The sequence below is a fragment of the Methylobacterium sp. WL69 genome (assembly GCF_008039485.1).
GTDB lineage: Bacteria > Pseudomonadota > Alphaproteobacteria > Rhizobiales > Beijerinckiaceae > Methylobacterium.
In genome coordinates this window covers 14738-32516 of sequence record NZ_VRUZ01000008.1, presented here as the reverse complement: position 1 = coordinate 32516, position 17779 = coordinate 14738, and the positions used below count along the sequence as shown (strand labels likewise).

The 17779-nt window shown below is 69.9% G+C and carries 15 protein-coding genes; 10 read left to right on the top strand and 5 right to left on the bottom strand.

Features of this window, described 5'->3' with window-relative positions:
• The first annotated feature begins 49 nt into the window (after positions 1 to 49).
• The 3 genes from proS to FV218_RS04285 are packed head-to-tail and all read left to right on the top strand — an operon-like array spanning position 50 to position 3415.
• Positions 50 to 1375 carry a proline--tRNA ligase gene (gene proS, locus FV218_RS04295; RefSeq protein ID WP_056089069.1) on the top strand — a complete coding sequence of 442 codons (1326 nt, stop codon included), beginning with the start codon at positions 50 to 52 and terminating at the stop codon, positions 1373 to 1375.
• A gap of 7 nt (positions 1376 to 1382) precedes the next feature.
• Positions 1383 to 2681, top strand: coding sequence for a lipoprotein-releasing ABC transporter permease subunit (locus FV218_RS04290; RefSeq protein WP_056089066.1), 1299 nt, complete (start codon positions 1383 to 1385; stop codon positions 2679 to 2681).
• Between the two features lie 20 nt (positions 2682 to 2701).
• Positions 2702 to 3415, top strand: a complete 714-nt coding sequence (locus FV218_RS04285; protein ID WP_147708833.1) for an ABC transporter ATP-binding protein — start codon at positions 2702 to 2704, stop codon at positions 3413 to 3415.
• Between the two features lie 10 nt (positions 3416 to 3425).
• On the opposite strand, the gene FV218_RS04280 is transcribed toward FV218_RS04285, so the two are convergent.
• The gene (locus FV218_RS04280; RefSeq protein WP_147708832.1) at positions 3426 to 4673 is read right to left on the bottom strand and encodes a glycosyltransferase; all 1248 of its coding nucleotides are present in this window, start codon (positions 4671 to 4673) and stop codon (positions 3426 to 3428) included.
• Between the two features lie 564 nt (positions 4674 to 5237).
• Between FV218_RS04280 and dnaE the strand changes: the two genes are divergently transcribed.
• Entirely contained in the window at positions 5238 to 8747 is a 3510-nt protein-coding gene (dnaE, locus tag FV218_RS04275; protein ID WP_147708831.1) for a DNA polymerase III subunit alpha, read from the top strand.
• Between the two features lie 122 nt (positions 8748 to 8869).
• Here dnaE and FV218_RS04270 read toward each other — a convergent pair whose 3' ends face one another.
• Both FV218_RS04270 and FV218_RS04265 read right to left on the bottom strand, forming a co-directional pair.
• Positions 8870 to 9574 (bottom strand): gamma-glutamylcyclotransferase, encoded by a 705-nt coding sequence (locus FV218_RS04270; RefSeq protein ID WP_056089055.1) that lies wholly within the window; start codon positions 9572 to 9574, stop codon positions 8870 to 8872.
• 42 nt (positions 9575 to 9616) lie between these two features.
• Positions 9617 to 10006: a hypothetical protein gene (locus tag FV218_RS04265; protein WP_246684981.1), complete on the bottom strand. Its 390-nt coding sequence runs from the start codon at positions 10004 to 10006 to the stop codon at positions 9617 to 9619.
• A 131-nt stretch (positions 10007 to 10137) separates the two neighbouring features.
• Between FV218_RS04265 and recO the strand changes: the two genes are divergently transcribed.
• On the top strand, positions 10138 to 10875 hold the full coding sequence (recO, locus tag FV218_RS04260; RefSeq protein ID WP_147708829.1) for a DNA repair protein RecO: 738 nt from the start codon (positions 10138 to 10140) through the stop codon (positions 10873 to 10875).
• A 53-nt stretch (positions 10876 to 10928) separates the two neighbouring features.
• Positions 10929 to 13178 carry a DNA topoisomerase IV subunit A gene (gene parC / locus FV218_RS04255; protein ID WP_147708828.1) on the top strand — a complete coding sequence of 750 codons (2250 nt, stop codon included), beginning with the start codon at positions 10929 to 10931 and terminating at the stop codon, positions 13176 to 13178.
• An 87-nt stretch (positions 13179 to 13265) separates the two neighbouring features.
• Here the strand turns inward: parC and infA are convergent, their stop codons facing one another.
• On the bottom strand, positions 13266 to 13538 hold the full coding sequence (gene infA, locus FV218_RS04250) for a translation initiation factor IF-1 (RefSeq protein WP_055879197.1): 273 nt from the start codon (positions 13536 to 13538) through the stop codon (positions 13266 to 13268).
• 306 nt (positions 13539 to 13844) lie between these two features.
• Positions 13845 to 14966, bottom strand: a complete 1122-nt coding sequence (locus FV218_RS04245; RefSeq protein WP_147708827.1) for a branched-chain amino acid ABC transporter substrate-binding protein — start codon at positions 14964 to 14966, stop codon at positions 13845 to 13847.
• A gap of 184 nt (positions 14967 to 15150) precedes the next feature.
• On the opposite strand from FV218_RS04245, the gene FV218_RS04240 reads away from it, so the two are divergent.
• Genes FV218_RS04240 through FV218_RS04225 form a run of 4 tightly spaced genes read left to right on the top strand, consistent with a single transcriptional unit; the run spans position 15151 to position 17779 of the window.
• A complete protein-coding gene (locus FV218_RS04240; RefSeq protein WP_147708826.1) occupies positions 15151 to 15474 on the top strand; it encodes an XdhC family protein in 324 nt (107 codons plus the stop codon).
• A 10-nt stretch (positions 15475 to 15484) separates the two neighbouring features.
• Entirely contained in the window at positions 15485 to 16186 is a 702-nt protein-coding gene (locus FV218_RS04235) for an XdhC family protein (protein WP_147708825.1), read from the top strand.
• Positions 16183 to 17208: a molybdopterin-binding protein gene (locus FV218_RS04230; protein WP_147708824.1), complete on the top strand. Its 1026-nt coding sequence runs from the start codon at positions 16183 to 16185 to the stop codon at positions 17206 to 17208. The genes FV218_RS04235 and FV218_RS04230 overlap by 4 nt, the downstream gene beginning before the upstream one ends.
• Positions 17192 to 17779: a nucleotidyltransferase family protein gene (locus tag FV218_RS04225; protein ID WP_056089033.1), complete on the top strand. Its 588-nt coding sequence runs from the start codon at positions 17192 to 17194 to the stop codon at positions 17777 to 17779. The genes FV218_RS04230 and FV218_RS04225 overlap by 17 nt, the downstream gene beginning before the upstream one ends.

The window sequence follows — 17779 nt, the reverse complement described above, 5'->3', positions numbered from 1 at the left end:
GTGTGCCCCGGCGCGCCCGACGGTTTGGCACGCTGGTCCAGGGCCTTCCATGCGTCTCTCCCGCTACTTCCTCCCCACCTTGCGCGAGACGCCCAAGGAGGCCGAGATCGTCTCCCACCGCCTGATGCTGCGCGCCGGCCTTGTCCGCCAGGAGGCCGCCGGCATCTATGCGTGGCTGCCGCTCGGCCTGCGGGTGCTGAACCGCGTCTGCGCGGTGATCCGTGAGGAGCAGGACCGGGCCGGGGCCATCGAGATCCTGATGCCGTCGATCCAGTCGGCCGAACTCTGGAAGGAATCCGGACGCTACGAGGCCTACGGCAAGGAGATGCTCCGCATCTCGGACCGGCACGACCGCGAGATGCTGTTCGGCCCCACCGCCGAAGAGGTCGTCACCGAGATTTTTCGCGGTAGCGTCAAATCCTACAAGGACCTGCCGAAGAACCTCTACCAGATCTCGTGGAAGTTCCGCGACGAGGTGCGGCCGCGCTTCGGCACCATGCGCTCGCGCGAGTTTCTGATGAAGGACGCCTACTCGTTCGACATCGACCAGGCGGCGGCGCGCCACGCCTACAACCGCATGTTCGTGGCCTATCTGCGCACCTTCGCGGGCCTCGGCCTGAAGGCCATCCCCATGCGCGCCGATACCGGCCCCATCGGCGGCGATCTCAGCCACGAATTCATCATCCTGGCGCAGACCGGCGAGAGCGAGGTGTACTGCGACCGGCAGTATCTCGATTTCGAGACCCCGCCGGTCACCACCGATTTCGAGGATGTCGCCGGCCTTCAGGGCACCGTCGATCGCTGGACCTCGCACTACGCCGCGACCTCCGAGATGCACGAGCCGGCGGCCTTCGCCGAGGTGCCGCAGGACAACCAGATGGCCGCACGCGGCATCGAAGTCGGGCACATCTTCTATTTCGGCACCAAGTATTCCGAGCCCATGGGTGCCAGGGTGACCGGTCCGGACGGCGTCGATCGGCCAGTCCATATGGGCTCCTACGGCATCGGCCCGAGCCGGCTCGTGGCGGCGATCATCGAGGCTTCGCACGACGAGGCCGGGATCATCTGGCCGGATTCCGTCGCGCCCTTCGACGTGGCGCTCATCAACCTCAAGACCGGGGATGCGGGGACCGACGCCGCCTGCACCGAGATCCAGGGCACCCTGGAGGCGGCCGGACTCACGGTGCTGTACGACGACCGCGACGAGCGCCCGGGTGCCAAGTTCGCCACCGCCGACCTCATCGGCCTGCCCTGGCAGGTCATCGTCGGCCCGCGCGGGTTGGCCGAGGGCAAGGTCGAGATCAAGCGCCGGGCCGGTGGCGAGCGCGAGACCATCGCGCCCATCGACCTCCTCGCCCGCCTGAAGCGGACCTGAGCCCGCCATGGCGGCGGCGGTGATGGATCGGCTGAAGGGCGTGCGGGGCCTGTTCAAGGGCGGCGGCACGCCGCCTTTCGCCGGCTTCGAGTGGATTCTGGCCGGGCGCTACCTGCGCGCACGACGGCGCGGCGGCGGCGTTTCGGTGGTGGCGTTCTTCTCCGTCCTCGGCATCGCGCTGGGCGTCGCCACCCTCATCATCGTCCTGTCCGTGATGAACGGGTTTCGCACGGAGCTGCTGTCGAAGATCGTCGGCATCAACGGCCACGTCTTCGTCACGCCCATCGATCGCCTGTTCACCGATTTCGAGGACCTGTCCGACCGTCTCGCGAAGGTCGCCGGGGTCCGGGCCGCGATTCCCCTGGTCGAGGGCCAGGCCTTCGCCTCCTCGCCCTATGGCGGCAGCGGCGTGCTCGTGCGCGGCATCCGGGCCGGCGACCTCGACAAGATCGGCAGCATTGCCAAGAACATTCGCGGCGGCACCCTGGAAGGCTTCGAGGACGGGACCGGCGTCGCCATCGGCCGGCGCCTGGCGGAAGCGCTGGGCCTCCAGGCCGGCGACAACATCACCCTCTCCACGCCGAAGGGCGCCACCACGCCGTTCGGTACGGCACCGCGCACGAAGTCCTACACGGTCAAGGCGGTGTTCGAGATCGGCATGACCGAGTTCGACGCCACCTTCGTGTTCATGCCGCTGGCCGAATCCCAGGCCTTCTTCAACCGCGACGCCGACGTCAGCCTCATCGAGGTCTACCTCGACAATGCCGACGGCGTGGCGGCCATGCGGCCCGACCTCGAGATGGCGGCCGAGCGCCCGGTGCTGCTCACCGACTGGCGCCAGCGCAACCGCACCTTCTTCGGCGCCCTGGAGGTGGAGCGGAACGTGATGTTCCTCATCCTCAGCCTCATCGTGGTGGTGGCGACCCTCAACATCGTCTCGGGGCTGATCCTGCTCGTGCGCGACAAGTCGAGCGACATCGCCATCCTGCGCACCATGGGTGCCACGCCCGGCACGGTGATGCGGGTGTTCCTCATCAACGGGGCGCTGATCGGCATCGTCGGGACCCTCAGCGGCCTCGGCCTCGGCATCCTCATCACCCTCAACATCAAGCCGATCCAGCGCGTGCTGTTTCCCTCGGCCTGGGACCCCACCGTGCGGTTCCTAGCCGAGATTCCGGCCGAGATGAATTCGAGCGAGATCACCGTGGTGGTCGTCACCTCCATCGCCCTGTCGCTCATCGCGACCCTGTATCCCTCGTGGCGCGCCGCCCGGCTCGATCCGGTGCAAGCGCTGCGCTACGGCTGAGCGAAAGCCCTAGGAGTCCCATGACCACGACAGCCGAGGCGCCCGGCGCGCAGCCGGTCCCGGCCCTGTTCTTCGCCAAGGTGGAGCGGCGCTACACCCAGGGGGCCGGGGCGCTCGACATCCTGCGCGGCGCCGATTTCGCCATCTGGCCCGGCGAGCTCGTCGCCCTGGTCGCCCCCTCGGGCGCCGGCAAATCGACCCTGCTGCACATCGCCGGCCTACTGGAACGGCCCGATGCCGGCGAAGTCTTCATCGGCGGGCGGCCCACCGCCGCCATGGCGGATTCCGAGCGCACCCGCATCCGCCGCGAGGAGATGGGCTTCGTCTACCAGTTCCACCACCTCCTGCCCGAGTTCTCGGCCCTGGAGAACGTGGTGATGCCCCAGCTCATCCGGGGCCTGTCCAACAGGGAGGCCAAGGCCCGGGCCACCGAGCTCCTGAGCTTCCTCGGCCTCAGGGAGCGCCTCGTCCACCGCCCGGCCGAGCTGTCGGGCGGCGAGCAGCAGCGCGTGGCCATCGCGCGGGCCGTCGCCAACGGCCCGCGCCTGCTCCTGGCCGACGAGCCCACGGGCAACCTCGACCCGCACACGGCCGCCCACGTCTTCGGCATCCTGGTCTCGCTCGTGCGCGCCTCGGGGCTCGCGGCCCTGGTGGCGACGCACAACATGGAGCTCGCGGCCCGCATGGACCGGCGGGTGACCATCCGGGACGGGTTGATCGAGCAGCTCGACTGATCCGACCGCCTCAAACCCCCATCAGGCGCTCGATCTCGTCGCAGGCGGCCGCCACCCCGTTTTCCCGCGTCATCCTGACCCGCGCTTCCGCGCAGGCCCGCGCCACGGTGTCCGAGGCCAGGAGACGGGTCAGGATCTGGGCGGCCCGCGCGGCGGTGAACCGGCGCCGGCCGAGCACGGCGCCGACGCCGAGGCGCTGGAGGCGCAGGCCCTCGTCGAAATGGTCGAACGCCACCGGGACCACGAGCTGCGGCACGCCCGCGGCCAGGGCCTGGGCCACGGTGCCGATGCCGCCGTGGTGGATCAGGGCGGCGGCGCGCGGCAGCAGCGCGCTCAAGGGCGCGTAGGGGACATGGATCACGCCCTCGGGCAGATCCGCAGGCACCTGACCCGCCTCGGGGGCCAGCAGCACCCCACGCCGGCCCGTGGACCGGCACAGGGCGCAGGCCGTCCGGAAGAAGGGTTGTCCCTGGCGCATCGCCGAGCCGTAGGTGAACACCAGGGGCGCCGGACCGGATTCGAGGAAGGCCGTCAGCTCCCCGCTGAGCCTTTCCGTATCGCCGAGGCGATCGACGAGGGGAAAGCCGACCTGCGCGGCCTGCGCCGGCCAATCCGCCTGCGGAGCGGTGAACCAGTCGGGAAACATCAGTAGAATCCGCGTCGGGCTGTTCCACCAGTGCCGCAGGCGGCGCACGGGTGCGAGATCGAGGCGCCGGCGCAGGGCATTGAGTTGTGGCAGGGCGGCCGGGCCGATCACGTAGCGGTCGGCACCCCGGCCGAGCCAGTGCCGAAGGCGTGACGGCAGGAGATGGGCGAGGGGGATGCCCGGCAGAACCGGTGCGGCGTGCCGGCTCTCCACCAGCAGGGGCATGACGTGGACGGTGACGACGGGCAGTCCGAGCTTGTCCTGCGCCACGCGCGCGCCGAGGCCGAGGGTTGAGGCGACCACCAGGGTCTCGCCCGGGCGGTTCGTGCGCGCCAGCCAGTCGTAGGTCTGTTCCGTCGTCGGGCCGAGCTGGTCGAACAGGACGAAGGCCCCCCGTCGCGGGTGCCACAGGTCGGGCACGCTGACGGTCCGATCGTAATCGGCCCGCGTCCCCAGGGCATGGAACGGCAGGTTCACGCGGGCCGCCAGCTCCGCGAAGGGAGCGGGCGCTGCCAGAATTGCGGCATGCCCGCGCCGCACGAGTTCGGCCCCGAGGCCGATGAACGGTAGGATGTCGCCGTGGGAGCCGACGGCCACCAGCTTGATTTGCATGATCGGTCTGTGATGCGGGACCCGAAAGGTGCCGCTGAAATAGGTAGAGCGATCGTCTCCGTCATCCCGTGGTGACGCGATCGGCATCGACGCAGCGTTCTCGCAGGCAACAATGGGCGGTAGCTCATGGAGCTCGACCGTTCTACGGGCCGGGGAAAACGCGGATTCTCTCCGTTGCGACCGGCAGCTTCGAAAGGAATCCTTGCCGTGCCGATGGAGGTGTCGCTCACAGCACGCGCGAATTCATGCCGCTCGCGATCGCTTCACGTTTTGTTGACTCTGCGGCGCACCCGATCGATTTTCCGCTTTACAAGGAACAAAACAAGAACAAAACTGAGGGCCTCAACGAAAGGCGCTTCCCATGTTCAAGCGGATGATCCTCACCGGCGCGGTCGAGTTCATGGCCTTCGGGCTCCTGGCGGTTTCGGTCGCCGCCTGGGCCGTAGCCTTGGCGCCGTTGCGATAGCGTTGCCGACGCATCACGGAGGGCAGCCTTCCACAGCCAAACCATGCGCCCCGATCGTTCTTGATGGATCGTTCACCGCGACTCGGGCTGATGGAAGCATGGCGCGCATCCTCAAAGATCCCGGCTTCGTCCACCTCCATGTCCACTCGTCGTTCTCGCTCCTCGAAGGCGCGCTGAAGGTCGGGGACATCGTCAAGGCGGCCGCCGCCGACCGGCAGCCGGCCCTGGCGCTCACCGACACCAACAACCTGTTCGGGGCGCTGGAATTCTCCGAGAAGGCCTCGGGCGCGGGCCTCCAGCCCATCGCCGGCCTCCAGGTGACCGTCGCCTTCGAGGCGCCCGACCCCATGGCGCGCAACCCCCAGGCGCAGGGGGGATGCGCCAACGTCGTGGTCCTGGCCCAGGACGAGGCCGGCTACGCCAACCTCCTGCGCCTCGCGAGCCGTGCCTATTTCGACGGTGCCCTGGGCGATGCTCCCCGGGTGAGCGCGGCGGGATTGGCGGAATGCGCCGGCGGCCTCATCGCCCTGACGGGCGGCACCACCGGACCCCTCGATTCCGTCCTGCGCCAGGGCCGGGCCGAACTCGCCGCCGCGCGCCTCGCCCAGCTCAAGGCGGCCTTCGGCGAGGACAATCTCTACGTCGAGATTCTCCGCCACGGCCTGTCCGACGAGCGCATGATCGAGCGCGAGCTGCTCCGGCTCGCCGATGCCAACGGCCTGTCCATCGTCGCCACCAACGAGCCGTTCTTTGCTAAGACCGGCGACTACGACGCCCACGACGCCTTGCTCGCCATCGCCGACGGGCGCCTCGTCTCCGATGAGCGCCGCCGCAAGCTCACCCCGCGCCACGGCTTCACCACCCGCGCGCAGATGGCCGAACTGTTTTCGGACTTGCCGGACGCGCTCAACGCCACCGTCGAGATCGCCATGCGCTGCGCCTACCGCGTGCGCACGCGCAAACCCATCCTGCCCAATTTCGCACGGGTGGCCGCGGAGGCCGTCGCCAACGAGTCCGCCGGTGAGGCCGCCGTCGAGGTGGTCCGGTCCGAGCCGGAGGAACTGCGGGCCCAGGCCATCGCCGGCCTCGACCTGCGTCTCGCCCAGCACGGCACGGCGCCCGGCATGACCGAACAGGTCTACCGCGACCGCCTCGCCTTCGAGCTCGACGTCATCGTCGGCATGAAGTTTCCCGGCTACTTCCTCATCGTGTCGGACTTCATCAAGTGGGCCAAGGACCACGATATCCCCGTCGGCCCGGGCCGCGGCTCGGGTGCAGGCTCCCTGGTGGCGTGGTCGCTCCTCATCACCGACCTCGACCCCCTGCGGTTCGGCCTGCTGTTCGAGCGCTTCCTCAACCCCGAGCGCGTCTCGATGCCGGATTTCGACATCGACTTCTGCGTCGATGGCCGCGAGCGGGTGATCCAGTACGTGCAGGAGCGCTACGGCCACGAGCAGGTCGCGCAGATCATCACCTTCGGCACCCTGCAGGCGCGCGGCGTCCTGCGCGACGTCGGCCGCGTGCTGGAGATGCCCTACGGGCAGGTGGACAAGCTCACGAAGCTGGTGCCGCAGAACCCGGCCAACCCCGTGACCCTGACCCAGGCCATCGAGGGCGAGCCGAAGCTTCAGGCGGCCATGGAGGAGGAGCCCATCGTCGCCCGCCTCATGGAGATCGCCAAGAAGCTCGAGGGCCTGCACCGCCATGCCTCGACCCACGCCGCCGGCGTGGTCATCGGCGACCGGCCCCTCGAACAGCTGGTCCCCCTCTACCGCGACCCGAAGACCGGCATGCGGGTGACCCAGTTCAACATGAAGTGGGTCGAGGCCGCCGGCCTCGTGAAGTTCGATTTTTTGGGTTTAAAGACGCTCACGCTGCTGCGGTACTGCACCGATCTGCTGGCCAAGCGCGGGATCATCGTCGATCTCGCCTCGCTGCCCTTGGACAACGAGGCGACCTACCTGCCGATGAAGCGCGGCGAGACGGTCGGCGTGTTCCAGGTGGAATCCGCCGGCATGCGCAAGGCGCTCGTCGAGATGCAGGCCGACCGGTTCGAGGACATCATCGCCCTCGTGGCGCTCTACCGCCCCGGCCCCATGGCCAACATCCCGGTCTATTGCGAGCGCAAGCTCGGGCGCGACGCCGGCAACGAGGCGAGCTGGTATCCGCACGCCAAGCTGGAGCCGATCCTGCGCGAGACCTTCGGCATCATCGTCTACCAGGAACAGGTGATGGAGGTGGCGAAAGTCCTCGCCGGCTACTCGCTCGGCGAGGCCGACATGCTCCGCCGCGCCATGGGCAAGAAGATTAAGGCCGAGATGGACGCCCAGCGCGACCGCTTCGTGAAGGGCTGCATGGAGCGCGAGCTCACCAAGGCCAAGGCCGACGAGATCTTCGATCTGCTCGCCAAGTTCGCCGATTACGGCTTCAACAAGTCACACGCCGCCGCCTACGCCCTGCTGACCTACCAGACCGCCTACCTGAAGGCGAACCACCCCGTCGAGTTCCTGGCCGCCGCCATGCAGCTCGACATCGACGTCACCGACAAGCTCGCCGAATTCCGCCAGGACGCCCAGCGCCTCAAGATCGTCGTCGAGCCGCCGTCCATCAACACCTCGGGCGTCAACTTCGAGGTGACGGACGGGCGGATCATCTACGCCCTGTCGGCCATCAAGGGCGTCGGGCGCGGCGCCGTGGAGGCGATCGTCCAGGCGCGGGGTGACACGCCGTTCCGGGAACTCGCGTGCCTGGCCCGGCGCATCAACCCCCGCCTCATCAACAAGCGGACCCTGGAGAACCTCGTCGCCGCCGGCGCCATGGACGGGCTCGAGCCCGACCGGGCGCGGGCATGCGCGGCCATCGAGCCGATGATGAAGCTCGCGCAAGGGGCGGCCGAGGCCGAGAGCACCGGCATCGCCGACATGTTCGGCGGCGTCACCTCGACCGACGTCACCCTGCGGGTGCCCCCTTACGAGGGCTGGCCCATGGCGGAAAAACTCAAGCGCGAATACGACGCCATCGGCTTCTTCCTCTCGGGCCATCCGCTGGACGAGTATTCGGGCCTTTTGGAAAAACTCCGGGTCCAGACCTGGGCCGAGTTCTGCCGGGCCGTGCGGGCCGGCACCACCAGCGTCGGGCGCGTGGCCGCCTCCGTCCTCGACCGTTCGGAGCGGCGCACCAAGACCGGCAACAAGCTCGGCATCGTCATCCTGTCGGACCAGACCGGTCACTTCGAGGCGATCATCTTCTCGGAAGGCCTCGGTCATTACCGCGAGATCCTGGAGCCCGGCCGGCCCCTCGTCCTCCAACTCCAGGCCAACCTCGAAGGCGAGGATGTCCGCGCCCGCATCATGACCGCCGAACCCCTCGACGCGGCGGTGGCCCGCCACCAGAAGGGCATGCGCGTCTATCTCCGCGACGAGCGCCCCATCGCCTCCGTGCAGCAGCGCCTGCAGGTGCGCGGCGAGGGCGAGGTTTCCCTCATCCTCCTCCTCGACAACGGCGACCGCGAGGTCGAGGTCAAGCTGCCGGGCAAGTACCAGGCGACGCCGCAGATCGCCGGGGCCCTGCGGGCCGTGCCGGGGGTGGTGCAGGTGGAGGTGAACTGATCCGGGGTTCCGAGGGGATCATCCCCTCGGCGGGTGTCGGGCAGAGCCCGACGTTTCTTCCAGGGCTTTGCCCTGGACCTACGAAGGGCGAGCCCTTCGAACCCGGATGCTTTCTCCGAGCATCAGGAGGCGGCCCGCGCCTCCAGCCGCTCGGCCACCAGCGCCTGCAGGTTCCACAGGTGGAGGTCCAAAATCCCCTCGCGCGCGCAGGCCTCGGCGGTCCGGAACAGGTATTCGGCGCTGGGCCCCAGATGCCCGGCGCCCGTGGCGATGCGGTCGGCGATCTCGGGTTCCGTGAGGCGGCCGGTGTAGCGGTCGCTGGCGCGGTTGACGACGAAGGTGAGGGCCGTCACCGGGCCGTCGGCGGTCTCGACCACCACCCAGCGGGATTCGTAGCCGTTGCCGCGCATCTCCCGGCGCCAGACCGGCAGCAGGGTCACGTGCGGATCGTCGCCCGGCAGCCGGAACGCGACGCCCCGGCACAGGCCGCCGCGATCGAGCGCGAGGACGAGGCCGGGCCGGTCCGTGCTGCCGCGAAACCGCCGCTGCAGCAGGCAGAACCGGCGGTGGTAGCCCCGCACCGTCCCCGTGCGCCGCTCGCTGAAGGCGAATTCCGGCTGCCAGATCAGGGAGCCGTAGCCGAACACCCACAGGCCGTTCTCGGTACGCGGACGCCGGGTGAGCGCCCGGGCGAGGCCGGGGCCGAGTTCGTCGTCGGTGAGGAGGGCCAGCGCCGTCGGGTCGTCGCGGACGGGATCGGGATGGGCGCGGGCGATGAGGTCGAGGCTTAGGCTCAGGGGACGTTCGGTTGAAGGGTGTCTGGGCATGCGGGCATGGTTTCATCGCCGCTCGGCCCGGGCAAGGGGGCGTCAGGCCGGATTGCCGAGGGTCTCCAACTCCGGGAATGGTTCCGTGCGGTGGCCGCTGCAGAGTTCTTCGTCGTCCGGGAGCACGCTGAGCACGCCGCCCGTATCGCGGATCACCGCCTTCGCCCGCTCGCCCTTGCCGAAGGTCCGGCCCTTCATCCGGGTCGAGACGCAATAGAGGGTGCGCCCGCCATCCTCGAACGGCCCGGCGATGCGGCTGTGCTCGAACCGCACCGGGATCACCGACACCGAACCGAAATCCACCTGGGCCAGGGCGAGGGCGGCGACGCGGGTGCGGAGCGTCGCGTTCGGGGAGGGGGCCGGTCCGCGGGGCGTGCACGCCGAGAGCGCGCATGCCAGACCCAGGAGCAGGAGCCGAGCCGGACCACCCATCGCCATCTCCGTGCGCCTCCGCTTCACCCACAAGCTTAAGCTTATTCTCGCCCTGCGGGAAATGGATCATTGGTGCAATCTTTGCTGCCGTCGCGCTTTTCCTTCCCGCCGGCATCGGCCTATGGAAAGGCATGCAATGGACCGACGACGGCCTCGTGCTCGGCCTGCGCCGACAGGGTGAGACGAGCGTGGTGCTCGAACTCATGACCGCCGCCCACGGGCGCCATCTCGGCCTCGTCCATGGCGGGCGCTCGCGCCGGATGCAGCCCGTGCTCCAGCCCGGCAACCGGGTGCAGGCGACATGGCGGGCACGCCTCGACGACAGCCTCGGCGCCTACGCCGTCGAGCCCATCGAATCGGTGGCCGCGCGTCTCATGGGCTCGGGGCTCGCGCTTCACGGCATCGCCCACCTCGCCGGTCTCCTCCGATTGCTGCCCGAGCGCGATCCCCATCCCGAACTCTACGAAGCCGCCCGCATCCTCATCGACCACCTGCACGATCCCGACATCGCCCCGCCCCTCATGGTGCGGTTCGAACTCGCGATCCTCGCCGAACTCGGATTCGGCCTCGATCTGTCGGCCTGCGCGGCGACGGGCGGCAACGACGCCCTGATCTACGTCTCGCCCCGTTCCGGCCGGGCGGTGAGCGCCTCCGCCGGCGAGCCGTATCGGGACAAGCTCCTGGCGCTGCCCGATTTTCTGCGCGAGCGAGACGCGGGGTCGCTGCCGATGACCCCCGAGGGCCGCGACGTTACCGCGGGGTTTACCTTGACGGGTTACTTCCTCGATCTGCACCTGTGGGGACCGCGTGCGTTGCCGCCCCCGGACGCGCGGGCGCGCTTCGTTGCCTTGGGCACGGGAAGCGCCTAGACCATGTTCTTGATTCGTTCTGATTTGGGGCGTCGGCGCCCCCGGAGATCGTGATGGGCCAGCCCTTCGAGCCGCCGTCGGGCTCCGACGGCATCGAGAGCGTCGAGCTGAAATCCGCGTTGGAGGACCGCTACCTCGCCTATGCCCTCTCGACGATCATGCACCGGGCCCTGCCCGATGCCCGCGACGGCCTGAAGCCCGTCCACCGGCGCATCCTGTTCGCCATGCGGCTGCTGAAGCTCGATCCGACCTCGGCGTTCAAGAAATGCGCCCGCATCGTCGGCGACGTCATCGGCAAGTACCATCCGCACGGCGACACGGCGGCCTACGACGCCCTCGTGCGCATGGCCCAGGACTTCGCCCAGCGCTATCCGCTCGTCGACGGCCAGGGCAATTTCGGAAACATCGACGGCGATAACGCCGCTGCCCAGCGCTACACCGAGGCCCGGATGACGGAGGTCGCGCGCCTCCTCATGGAAGGCCTCGACGACGATTCCGTCGATTTCCGCCCGAACTACGACGGGCAGGAAGAGGAGCCGGTGGTGCTCCCGGCCGCCTTCCCGAACCTGCTCGCCAACGGCTCCCAGGGCATCGCGGTCGGCATGGCGACCTCGATCCCGCCGCACAACGCCGCCGAACTCTGCGACGCGGCGCTCTACCTCATCACCCATCCCGACGCGACCTCGGCCCAGCTCCTCACCTTCGTGAAGGGGCCGGATTTTCCCACCGGCGGCATCCTCATCGACAGCGCCGACTCCATCACCGAGGCCTACCGCACCGGGCGCGGCGGCTTCCGGGTGCGCGCCCGCTGGGCCAAGGAGGATCTCGGCCGCGGCACCTGGACCATCGTCGTCACGGAGATTCCCTACGGCGTGCAGAAGGCGCGCCTCATCGAAAAACTCGCCGAGTTGCTGCAGGAGCGCAAGCTCCCCCTGCTCGCCGACGTGCGTGACGAGTCCGCCGAGGACGTGCGCATCGTCCTGGAGCCGCGCGCCCGCAACGTCGATCCCGTCATCCTGATGGAATCGCTGTTCCGGCTCACCGAGCTCGAAGCCCGTATCTCGCTGAACATGAACGTCCTGGTCGGCGGCCTCGTCCCCCGGGTCATCGGCCTCGCCGAAGCCCTGCGCGAGTGGCTCGACCACCGCCGGGTCGTGCTCCAGCGCCGCGCCCGCCACCGCCTGGGCCAGATCGACCGGCGCCTCGAAATCCTCGGCGGCCTGCTCATCGTCTACCTCGACCTCGACGAGGTCATCCGCATCATCCGCGAGGAGGACGAGCCGAAGCCCGCCCTGATGAAGCGGTTCGAACTGACTGAAGTCCAGGCCAACGCCATCCTGGACACCCGCCTGCGCTCCCTGCGCAAGCTCGAGGAGATGGAGCTCAAGCGCGAGCTCGATACCCTTACCAAGGAGAAGCTCGGAATCGAGGAACTGCTCGGCTCCGACAAGCTGCAATGGGCCGACATCACCAAGCAGATCCGCGCGGTGAAGAAGACCTTCGGACCCGAGACCAAGATCGGCGCCCGGCGCACCACCCTCGAGAACCCGCCCGACACCGCCGGCATCGATTTCACCTCGGCCATGGTCGAGCGTGAGCCGATCACCGTCATCGTCTCGGCCAAGGGCTGGATTCGGGCCCTCAAGGGGCATGTCGCGGACCTCTCGGGCGTCGCCTTCAAGGGCGACGACAACCTCAAGATCGCCTTCCCGAGCGAGACAACGGCCAAGATCCTCGTGCTCGCGTCCAACGGTAAGGTGTTCACCCTGGAGGCGGCCAAGCTCCCCGGCGGGCGCGGCTTCGGTGATCCGATCCGCCTCATGGTGGATTTCGACGACGGCACCGAGATCGTCGCGGCCCTGCCGTATCAGCCCGGCACCAAGCTCCTGGTCGCGGCCTCCGACGGGCGCGGCTTCCTGGCGCCGGCCGATGCCCTGGTGGCCAACACCCGCAAGGGCAAGGGCATCATGGGCCTCGACGACCCGGCCACCGCGACCCTGCTGGTGCCGGCGGTCGGCGACCACGTCGCCGTCTGCAGCGCCGACCGCCTGCTCCTCGTCTTCCCCATCGCGGAGATGCCCGAACTCGTGCGCGGCAAGGGCGTGCGCCTGCAGCGCTGCCGCCAGACCACCCTGACGGATGCCTGCGTTTTCACCCTCGCCGAGGGCCTGCCCTGGCGCGAGACCGGTGGCGAGGTGCGGCTGGCCAATGCTGGCATTCTGGAGAAATGGTTGGGCCACCGCTCCGATGCCGGCGCCCTGATGACCCGGAGTTTCCCGAAGTTCGAACGGTTCGGGAAGTAGGTCGAATAGAAACGGCAATGCCCGCGTGAGCGGGCATTGCCGTGTATCGATCGTCGCAAACCTGAATGGCGCGTTGCGCCGAAGCCTTCAGCGGCGGCGGAACTGACCGCGGATCGGCGGACGCGGACCGGCGGAGCGCTCGTCCTTGTGGCGGAACACGAGGCGGCCCTTCTCGAGGTCGTAGGGCGACATCTCGACGGTGACGCGGTCGCCGGCCAGAGTCTTGATGCGGTTCTTCTTCATCTTGCCGGCCGTGTAGGCCACGATCTCGTGCCCCTGGTCGAGCTGCACGCGGTAGCGTGCGTCCGGCAGGATCTCGATCACGAGACCGTCGAACTGCATCAACTCTTCTTTCGCCATCCACACTCTCCAAGCGGGACAGCCTGAACGGGGCGACCCGGAACATAAAACGAAGCCGTTCGGCAAAACGCGGCGGGCGGCGGGTCCGATCCCATCGGATGCGCAACACCGGCGAGCGTTGCCCCGACATAATGTTCGGATCGGCGCGAAGCAAGCTTTTCCCGCCCACCGTCGATTTTCATCGACAGGCCCTCGGCCGCCGCCTCCCCGGAACCTAGTTCCCGATGGGGGCTCGCTTCGGGGTAAAGCGCACTTCCTTCGGGGTGAAGCGTACTTCGGGGGCTCGTTTCGGCGGCCCCCCAAATCTCATGGATCGACGGTGTTGCCCGCGTAATCGATGCGGCCGTCCGGGGTCCGGCGCCAGACCTGAAGGGTGTAGGCCGGCCGGCGCGGGTCCGGCGTGAGGTCGCCGCGCGCATCGTAGGCGAGGGCGCCGAGCATGGTCTTCACGGGCGTGCCGCCGTGGAGGAAGGCCGCCACCGCCCGGCCCTCGGTCGATTGCGCGCCCAGGATGCCGGCGCGCAGCACCTCCACGGCGGCGTAGCTCTGGGCCGCGAAGGCCTCGGTTTCCGGGGAGTGCGGCTTGGCCGGCGCCAGCTTCGCCTCGGGCAGGCGGGGGGCGGGGGCCAGGGTCATCACCGTGCCGTCGGCGGCGGACACCTGCGAGAACTCCTTGTCGAGCAGGCCGTCGCTGCCGACGAGGGGGGCGTCGAGCCCCGCCTCGCGCAGGGCCCGCAGGAGCAGGCCCGCCTCCGCCGCGAGGCCACCGAAATACACCACCTCCACCCGCGCGCGCTTCAGGCGGGCGGCGAGGCCGGACAAGTCCCTGTCGCCCCGCGCCAGGGCCTCGAAGGCGGCCTCCGTCTGGCCCGCAGCCTTGAGGACGCGGGCGACGCCATCGACGAGGCCGCGGCCGAAGGTGGTCTTGTCGTGGACGAGGCCGATGCGGCGGTTGGCGAAACGCTCGGTGAGATACGTGCCGGCCAGGGCGCTCTGTCCGGCTTCGTTGGCGCAGGTGCGAAACACGGTCCCGAACCCGCGCGCCGTCAGGGGTGCCCAGGTCACCCCCGGCGTCACCGCGACGATGCCGGACTCCGCATAGGCCGGCATCGCCGCCCCGGCCACGGCCGCGTTGAGGGGGCCGACCACGAGGCCGACCCGCTCGGCGGCGAAGCGGCGCGCCACCGCCAGCCCCTGCTTCGGATCGCCGGCATCGTCGGCCACCACCAGGGCGAGGCGCTGTCCGTTGACGCCGCCCGCCCGGTTGATGTCGGCTACGGCCTGCTCGGCCGCCCCGCGCATGCCGAGGCCGAAGGCGGCGTCCGGCCCGGTCAGGGGCGCCGACAGGCCGATCCTGATGGGGGAAGGCACCGGTTGAGCCTGGGCGGCGGCGGGCATGAGGGCGAGGATCGCCGCGAATCGTCTCATCGGGCCTACCCTCGCACTGAACTTCGGAAACCAACGTCAGAATAGGCTGGCGCTCTCCGTGCGGAAAGTCACGTCCTGGCATAAGGGGCGCGCCGGTCGCATTGTTGCCTGTCCGGGGGAGCCTACCTGCCGTTCTTCGTGTTGCGAGGAGACGGGGCGCTCGTTCCCGTTCCGGAGTCACCCCATGCTCTCCACCGAGACCGACATCCTCAGCACGGCCGAGGCGTGGCGCCGCGCCGGGCGCGGCGTGGCGCTGGCCACGGTGATCGAGACCTGGGGCTCGGCCCCCCGGCCCGTCGGCAGCCACCTCGTGGTCGATGCCGAGGGCAATTTCCTCGGTTCGGTCTCGGGCGGCTGCGTCGAGGGCGCGGTGATCACGGAGGGGATGGAGGCCATCGCCGACGGACGGGCCCGCGTCGTCGCGTTCGGCGTCGCCGACGAGACCGCCTGGCGGGTCGGCCTCTCCTGCGGCGGGCGCATCCGCGTCTATGTCGAGCCCGTGACCTGAGGCCGCCGCCATGCAACTCGATGCCCTGACCGCCCTCAATGCCGAGCGCGCCGCCCGGCGCGCCGCCATCCTGGTGACGGACCTCGATGGCGGCACCCAGCGCATGGTGCGCGAGGCCGAGATCGCCGCCGACCCCCTCGCGGATCTCCTCGGTCAGCGCCTCGCCTCAGGCAAGAGCGGTCTCGCCGAGGTCGAGGGCCGCCCGCTCTTCCTCACGGTGCAGGCGCCGCCCGTGCGCCTCGTGATCGTCGGGGCCGTGCATATCAGCCAGGCCCTCTGCCCCATGGCGACGGCCCTGGACCTCGACGTCGCGGTCATCGACCCGCGCACGGCCTTCGCCACGCCGGAGCGCTTTCCCGGCATCGACCTCGTTACCCTGTGGCCCGACGAGGCCTTCGGAGGCGCGGTGCCGGCCCTGGACCGCTACTGCGCCGTGGCCGCCCTGACCCACGATCCGAAGATCGACGACCCGGCCCTGATGGCAGCCCTGCGGGCGGACTGCTTCTATGTCGGGGCCCTCGGCTCGAGGAAGACCCACGCCGCCCGCGTCGCCCGGCTCGGAGCGGTCGGATTTACTGAGGACGCCATCGGCCGGATCGCCGCGCCGATTGGCCTGGACATCGGCGCCGTGAGTCCGGCCGAGATCGCCGTGTCGATCCTCGGCCAGATCGTCGCCGCCCAGCGCGCGCCCCGTTCCGCGGCGGCGCGATGAGATTCGGCTCCGTCCCGACCCGGGAGGCCGGGGGGCTCATCGCCGCCCATACGGTCCGTGCCCACGACGTGACCCTGCGCAAGGGCCGGCCGATCCCGGCCGAGGACGCCGCCCGCCTCGATGCGGCGGGTCTCGCCGAACTCGTGGCGGTGAGCTTCGAACCGGGCGACGTCGGCGAGGACGCGGCGGCGGAGCGCCTCGCCATCCGCCTCGCCGGGCCGGGCCTGCGCCGCGAGCCGCCCTTCACGGGCCGCTGCAACCTGTTCGCTAGGGAGGCCGGGCTCCTGCTCATCGACCGGGCCGGCATCGACGCCGTGAACGCCGTCGACGAGGCCATCACCGTGGCGACCCTGCCGGCCTATCGCCCGGTGGTGGCCGGTGAGATGGTCGCCACCGTCAAGATCATTCCCTACGCCGTCGCCGGCGCCGCCCTGGAGCGTGCCTGCCGCGCCGCGCCGGACGCCGCCCTGCGGGTCGCGCCCTATGTCCGGGCCCGCGTCGGCGTGGTCTCGACCCGGCTGCCCGGCCTCAAGGAAGCGACCATCGACAAGACCCTGGCGACGCTCGCCCGGCGCCTCGCGCCCACGGGGGCGGCGATCGTCGCCGACACACGGGTGCCGCACGGGGCCGGGGCCGTCGGTGGGGCGATCCGAGCGCTCGCGGCGGAGGGCGCCGACCTCGTCGTGGTGTTCGGCGCCTCCGCCATCACCGACCGGCGCGATGTGATCCCGGCCGGCATCGAGGCCGCTGGCGGCCGGGTCGATCACCTCGGCATGCCCGTCGATCCCGGCAACCTCCTCCTCGTCGGGTCGTTCGGCGACGTGCCGGTGATCGGTGCCCCCGGCTGCGCCCGCTCCCCGAAGGAGAACGGGTTCGACTGGGTGCTGCACCGGCTGCTCGCGGGTCTCGCCGTCACCCGCGCCGACATCGTCGGCCTCGGCGTCGGCGGTCTCCTCATGGAGATCGTCTCGCGGCCCCAGCCCCGCTCCGGCGGTACCCCGGCGGATGACGATGACGGTTGATTACGGCCTCGTGCTGCTGGCCGCCGGACGCGGCACCCGCTTCGGAGCGACCCCGAAGCTCCTGAGTGTCCTCGACGGCGAACCCCTGGTGCGCCACGCCGCTCGGGCCGCACTCGCCTCCGGACTCGGCCCGGTGGTGGCGGTGATCGGTGCCCATGGGCCAGCCATCCGCGCGGCCCTCGATGGGCTCGACCTCACCTGCATCGACAACTCGGCCTATGAAGAGGGCCTGTCCACGTCCCTCCAGGCGGGCCTTGCCGCCCTGCCGCAGGCGGACGCGATCCTCGTTCTGCTCGCCGACATGCCACGCATCACGGCCCACCACCTCACCGCCCTGACGGAAGCTTTTCGCGGGGGCGATCCGGCCGCCGTGGTGCCCGTCCATGCCGGCCAGCGCGGCAATCCGGTGCTGCTCAACCGGCGACGCCTCGCGGCCGATCTCGCGACCCTGACCGGCGATCAGGGGGCGGGTCGGCTGCTCGCACGGCGCACCGACATCCGCGAAGTCGCCATGGATGCCGCCGTACTCCAGGACGTCGACACCCCCGAAGCCCTCGCGGGTCTCGTCTGA

What these genes read in the sequence shown, in the direction of transcription:
- FV218_RS04240 (WP_147708826.1), top strand. Translation starts at nt 15,151, where the DNA reads ATGCTCTCCACCGAGACCGACATCCTCAGCACGGCCGAGGCGTGGCGC.
- FV218_RS04290 (WP_056089066.1), top strand. Translation starts at nt 1,383, where the DNA reads ATGGCGGCGGCGGTGATGGATCGGCTGAAGGGCGTGCGGGGCCTGTTC.
- FV218_RS04270 (WP_056089055.1), bottom strand. Translation starts at nt 9,574, where the DNA reads ATGCCCAGACACCCTTCAACCGAACGTCCCCTGAGCCTAAGCCTCGAC.
- recO (WP_147708829.1), top strand. Translation starts at nt 10,138, where the DNA reads ATGCAATGGACCGACGACGGCCTCGTGCTCGGCCTGCGCCGACAGGGT.
- parC (WP_147708828.1), top strand. Translation starts at nt 10,929, where the DNA reads ATGGGCCAGCCCTTCGAGCCGCCGTCGGGCTCCGACGGCATCGAGAGC.
- FV218_RS04285 (WP_147708833.1), top strand. Translation starts at nt 2,702, where the DNA reads ATGACCACGACAGCCGAGGCGCCCGGCGCGCAGCCGGTCCCGGCCCTG.
- FV218_RS04280 (WP_147708832.1), bottom strand. Translation starts at nt 4,673, where the DNA reads ATGCAAATCAAGCTGGTGGCCGTCGGCTCCCACGGCGACATCCTACCG.
- FV218_RS04265 (WP_246684981.1), bottom strand. Translation starts at nt 10,006, where the DNA reads ATGGGTGGTCCGGCTCGGCTCCTGCTCCTGGGTCTGGCATGCGCGCTC.
- FV218_RS04230 (WP_147708824.1), top strand. Translation starts at nt 16,183, where the DNA reads ATGAGATTCGGCTCCGTCCCGACCCGGGAGGCCGGGGGGCTCATCGCC.
- proS (WP_056089069.1), top strand. Translation starts at nt 50, where the DNA reads ATGCGTCTCTCCCGCTACTTCCTCCCCACCTTGCGCGAGACGCCCAAG.
- FV218_RS04235 (WP_147708825.1), top strand. Translation starts at nt 15,485, where the DNA reads ATGCAACTCGATGCCCTGACCGCCCTCAATGCCGAGCGCGCCGCCCGG.
- FV218_RS04225 (WP_056089033.1), top strand. Translation starts at nt 17,192, where the DNA reads ATGACGATGACGGTTGATTACGGCCTCGTGCTGCTGGCCGCCGGACGC.
- FV218_RS04245 (WP_147708827.1), bottom strand. Translation starts at nt 14,966, where the DNA reads ATGAGACGATTCGCGGCGATCCTCGCCCTCATGCCCGCCGCCGCCCAG.
- dnaE (WP_147708831.1), top strand. Translation starts at nt 5,238, where the DNA reads ATGGCGCGCATCCTCAAAGATCCCGGCTTCGTCCACCTCCATGTCCAC.
- infA (WP_055879197.1), bottom strand. Translation starts at nt 13,538, where the DNA reads ATGGCGAAAGAAGAGTTGATGCAGTTCGACGGTCTCGTGATCGAGATC.